This is a genomic window from Methylobacterium sp. A49B (genome assembly GCF_053346215.1).
On the sequence record NZ_JBKFBO010000046.1, the window covers coordinates 1 to 4831 of the forward strand.

General features: G+C 68.6%; 7 protein-coding genes. 4 read left to right on the forward strand and 3 right to left on the reverse strand.

The annotated features are described in order from the left end of the window. The coding region (locus ACLBX9_RS03745) for a MucR family transcriptional regulator (RefSeq protein ID WP_447717955.1) at positions 1-181 on the reverse strand (181 nt) is incomplete at its 3' end. Positions 182-535: 354 nt separating this feature from the next. Here ACLBX9_RS03745 and ACLBX9_RS03750 point away from each other — a divergent pair. From ACLBX9_RS03750 to ACLBX9_RS03765, 4 genes are all read left to right on the forward strand, one after another. Then, positions 536-742 (forward strand): hypothetical protein, encoded by a 207-nt coding sequence (locus tag ACLBX9_RS03750; protein WP_010685429.1) that lies wholly within the window; start codon positions 536-538, stop codon positions 740-742. A gap of 34 nt (positions 743-776) precedes the next feature. Beyond that, positions 777-962 carry a hypothetical protein gene (locus tag ACLBX9_RS03755; protein WP_447717956.1) on the forward strand — a complete coding sequence of 62 codons (186 nt, stop codon included), beginning with the start codon at positions 777-779 and terminating at the stop codon, positions 960-962. A gap of 412 nt (positions 963-1374) precedes the next feature. Further along, positions 1375-1608, forward strand: a complete 234-nt coding sequence (locus ACLBX9_RS03760; RefSeq protein ID WP_010685431.1) for a DUF6894 family protein — start codon at positions 1375-1377, stop codon at positions 1606-1608. Between the two features lie 81 nt (positions 1609-1689). Then, positions 1690-2115 (forward strand): hypothetical protein, encoded by a 426-nt coding sequence (locus ACLBX9_RS03765; protein WP_447717957.1) that lies wholly within the window; start codon positions 1690-1692, stop codon positions 2113-2115. Positions 2116-2171: 56 nt separating this feature from the next. On the opposite strand, the gene ACLBX9_RS03770 is transcribed toward ACLBX9_RS03765, so the two are convergent. Together ACLBX9_RS03770 and thrS are read right to left on the reverse strand one after the other, a co-directional pair. Further along, complete coding sequence (locus ACLBX9_RS03770; protein WP_447717958.1) at positions 2172-2465, reverse strand: hypothetical protein; 294 nt, start codon at positions 2463-2465, stop codon at positions 2172-2174. A 107-nt stretch (positions 2466-2572) separates the two neighbouring features. Next, positions 2573-4600 carry a threonine--tRNA ligase gene (gene thrS / locus ACLBX9_RS03775; protein WP_010685434.1) on the reverse strand — a complete coding sequence of 676 codons (2028 nt, stop codon included), beginning with the start codon at positions 4598-4600 and terminating at the stop codon, positions 2573-2575. Between the last annotated feature and the right edge of the window lie 231 nt (positions 4601-4831).

Sequence of the window (4831 nt, forward strand, 5' to 3'; positions counted from 1 at the left end):
CCGCCGCGCCGGTCTCGACCGTCAGCGTACCGGCGACGAGGCCGGCGATCGCGCCGTGCACGCGGGCGATCAGCGCCGGCAGCTCGGCGGCCGGAACGGGATTGTTCGACACGTAGGCGGCGACGATATCACCGGCCAGTTCGATGAAATTCGGATTGGGACCGGATGTTTCTTCTATCACTTCAAAATTCCTGATGTGCCCCTCTCCTGCGATTTGCTACCTCCGTGCGCCGAAAGCAAGTTACAAAAACATTCAACGGCCAGCATTTCGTGCATGATTGGTATGCCCGCCCGCGCCAATGGGTAGGAATTTCTAGCATTTTCGCCGTGAGACCTTTTCGCCCCGACCACCGGGCAACCGGTTCATTGCGGGTCTGTTTCCGTTCTGCAGAACAACCGAGGCGGGCGCCTAGGCGGGTTGTGAGCAACTTACGAGGCGCATCAGGGGCGCACAGAGCCGTAGCTGCGCCTCGACCCGGAGATCCTGTTTCACCTCCGCGGTGACGTGACGGCCTGATCGTGGCATGGGGCAGCGATGCTCCTGCTCGTGCTTCTCGTCGCCCTGCTGGCCGTCGTGGTCGCGATGTTCGTCCTGCGGCGATGGACAGGCCGGCTGACGTCCCTGGCAACACTCATCGCGGCGGCGATCGTGGCATTGTGGCTGGCGCAGGTCGGACTTCTCCCGGGCTCCAAGGGACCGCTCACCGCGGAACGGCCGCTGATCCCGGGCCTCGACCGGTAACGGTCCGGTAAGCGTATCGGCGCGAGCATGGCCCATGCCCACGCTCTCCGCTCCGCGTCTGCTCACGTTTCTGGTGTCGGCCGTGCTGATCGGCCTCGCCGTCACAAGCCTGTATACCCGGATCCCCATGGTCGGCCGTACGGTCGTCATGCACCGGCAATGGTTCTTCATCGGTGCCTACGTCCTGCTTGCCCTCGGGGTCACCACCCGCAGCCTGTGACGGACGGCCTGCCGGGCAGGAAGGGACCGATGCTCGCCCCCGTAGCGCACGGCATGAGCCTCGAGATCACCTTCGTCATGCAGGCCTCCAAACTGCATCGGAACCGCTCGAGAGCCGCGCGCCAGGAGCCCGCCCGGATCGAGTCCGGCGCGCCTGAGAAGGCCGCGGCCCTTGCCGCAGGCATGCCGGGCACGGCCGTGCTGAAAGGGACGCCGTCGACGGGACCGTCGAACCGGACGGCGCGACGATCCGCGCGGTCCCGGAAGACTTCTCCGACCTCTGCAGGGCGGCTGACAAACCGGCCCGTTTCCCGGTGCGACAAGCGCGACACGCGATTGCGGGGGCCCGGAAACTACGTAGAAACGACGGAGACTGATTCCCGCGAGCTGATACGCTCGCCGAGCAGAAACCCGTGCCCCGCTATTTCATCGATCTTCATGACGGCGCCAACCTCGTCCGCGACCATGAGGGCTACGACCTGCCCGACCTCGCGGCGGCGCGGGCCCAGGCGGTCCGGATCCTGACCCGCCTGGCGCAGGGTCTGACCGACCCGGTCGAGCGGCAGGACTTCATCATCGCGGTCCGCGACGCGGACGGGCTGGTCCGGCTTCGCCTGCGATTGTCCTACGATGTCGAGCCCAGCTGAAGGGGTTCTCACATTCGGGATAGCGTGGCGCCGCGCCGCGTTGGTGCTGGGCCGGCGCAGGTGCTCGGCCGGGGAGATCGGATGCGACGGTCCACAGGTGTGATCGGGGCGCTCGCAGCGTCCCTCGTGGCGTTCGGCTGCATCGGCGGGGCGTCGGCACAGACCGCGCCGCCCCCGCCCGTGGGCACGGCGACGGCGACGGCGGACAACGCCATGCTGCTGACGGTCTTCCTGCGGCACGACCAGTCGCGGCCTCTGGCGGAGCTGAACGCGCAGCTGGCCAAGCAGGGCTTCTACAAGGCCTTCCCGCCGCCGGGGATCGAGGTGGTCTCCTGGAACGTCGTGATGGGCATCGGGCAGATCATCACCCTGCGGCTGCCCGCCACCCGGCTCCGCGAGGTCAACCGCGTCCTCGAGGACACCGCCTGGGGTGCCTACCGAACCGAGTTCTACCCGAGCTACGATTACAAGGCGGTCGGTCTCGCGGAGCACGAGAAGGCGCGCTGAAGCGGCGTCGGCGCCGCTGCCCCGTCCCGTCCGCGCGTCGGCGGCCGCAATGCTTCTCAGCGCGGGCCGCTGTCGCTGTTCCGCTGCCGGCAGCGCCAGCCGGCCATGCACGACGGCACGTCCGCGGTGGGCTCGAAAGCCGGGGCCGCCGTCTCGTCGATCCGGCATGAGCCCGAATCCAGGTGGACGGTCTCGTAGGCCGTCTCGCTGGTCGCCAGGATCAGGTTGCGCGCCTGCGCGACGCGGGCCTGCAGCGCCGCGCAGGTGAGGCTGCGCGTGGTCACCCGCTCCTGCGCCAGGGCGGCGGGGGCGAAGGCGATCAGCACGAGGACGGAGACGAGGCGGGTCATGGATCCCTCGAGCGTTTCCCATCGGTTCGGCTTCGTCCCCGGTGAGGATGTGGGTGAGCACCGCGGCACGCCCCGGCGTCGCCCTCCGACCGGGATGCCGCCTCCCGTCAGGGCGTGTCGTCCGGGTCGTGATGGCCGTCGAGCACGGTGCCGCTCGTCGGGACCGCCGCGGCCACCGCCTCGGCACGGCGGACATCCGGGGCCGTCGCTTCCTCGACGAAGGCCGCCACGGCCTCGGTCAGCGGCAGCGTCCGGGTCTGCTGGCTGCCGAGCCGACGGATCGAGACCGTCCGCTCCTCCGCCTCGCGGCGGCCGAGCGCCAGCAGCACCGGCACCTTGGCCAGCGAGTGCTCGCGGACCTTGTAGTTGATCTTCTCGTTGCGCAGATCGGCCTCGACCCGCAGCCCGGCCCGCTCCAGGGCGCGCACCACGTCGCGGGCGTAGGGATCGGCCTCGCCGGTGATCGTCGCCACCACCACCTGCACCGGCGCGAGCCAGAGCGGGAAGTGCCCGGCGAAGTGCTCGATCAGGATGCCGGTGAAGCGCTCCATCGAGCCGCAGATCGCCCGGTGGACCATCACGGGCGGCTTCCGGGCGCCGTCGGCATCGATGTAGAAGGCGCCGAACCGCTCCGGCAGGTTGAAGTCCACCTGCGTGGTCCCGCACTGCCAGTCGCGGCCGATGGCGTCGCGGAGCACGTACTCGAATTTCGGGCCGTAGAACGCCCCCTCCCCCGGATTGACGGCGGTCTTGATCCGTCCGCCCGACTGTTCCTCGATCTGCGCCAGCACCCGGGTCATCACCGCCTCGGCGTGGTCCCACAGGGCGTCGGAGCCGACTCGCTTCTCGGGCCGCGTCGAGAGCTTCACGACGATCTGGTCGAAGCCGAAATCCGCGTAGGTGGAGAGGATCAGGTCGTTGATCTTCAGGCACTCGTCGGCGAGCTGGTCCTCGGTGCAGAAGATGTGGGCGTCGTCCTGCGTGAAGCCGCGCACCCGCATCAGCCCGTGCATCGCGCCGGACGGCTCGTAGCGGTGGACCACGCCGAACTCGGCCATGCGCAGGGGCAGGTCCCGGTAGGATTTCAGCCCGTGCTTGAAGATCTGCACGTGGCCCGGACAGTTCATCGGCTTGAGGGCGAACCAGCGCTTGTCCTCGGCCTCCTCGCCCGCCGACTGCGCGGCGAACATGTTCTCCCGGTACCAGCCCCAGTGGCCGGAGGTCTCCCACAGCGCCTTGTCGAGGATCTGCGGGGCGTTGACCTCGGCGTAGTCGCCGCGCAGGCGCCGACGCATGTAGGCGATGAGTTCCTGGAAGATCGTCCAGCCCTTGGCGTGCCAGAAGACGACGCCCGGCCCCTCCTCCTGGAAGTGGAACAGGTCCATCTCGCGGCCGAGCCGGCGGTGGTCGCGGCGCTCGGCCTCCTCCAGCCGGTGCAGGTAGCCGTCGAGATCGGCCTGGTTCGCCCAGGCCGTCCCGTAGATGCGGGTCAGCATCGGGTTGTTCGAATCGCCGCGCCAATAGGCACCCGCGACCTTCATCAGCTTGAAGGCGGTGCCGACCTTGGCGGTCGAGGTCATGTGCGGGCCGCGGCAGAGATCGAACCAGTCGCCCTGGCGGTAGATCTTGAGGTCCTCGCCCGGGGGGATCGCGTCGACCAGCTCGACCTTGAAGGCTTCCTGCTTGTCGGCGAACAGCGCCCGCACGTCCTCGCGCTTCCAAACTTCTTTGGTGAAGGGCGCATCGCGCGAGATGATCTCGCGCATCTTCGCCTCGATGGCCGGGAAATCGTCCGGTGTGAACGGGGTCTCGCGATAGAAATCGTAGTAGAAACCGTTCTCGATCACCGGGCCGATCGTGACCTGCGTGTCCGGCCAGAGCGACTGAACCGCCTCGGCGAGGACGTGCGCGCAATCGTGACGGATCAGCTCCAGGCTGCGGGGATCGGTGCGGTCCAGGAACTCGATGCGCGCGTCGCGCGCGATCGGGTCGTCGAGATCGGCAACCGTGCCGTCCAGCGCCATGGCGACGGTGCGCTTGGCCAGCGACTTGGCGATGCCCTCGACGACGCTGCGGCCGGACGTGCCGGCGGCGACCTCCCGCGTGTTGCCGTCGGGAAAGGTGAGAATCGGCATGGCTTCAAGCGTCTCCGGGCTCAGTCCTGCATACGGGGCAGGTAAGCGTCTTCAGGGGAGCGGCCGTGTAGACCGATTTTTTCGGAGAGGGAACCGAGCCCGGCGCGTGGTCGCCCCGCGCCCTCGCGCAAATGCGCGTCCTCGTCCCCACCCGCCGTTCGGCGCCGGGGGCATGGCCCAGGAAGCAACACGCGGGACGCGGGACGCCGCGGGAACCCAGGTGTCGGCCGT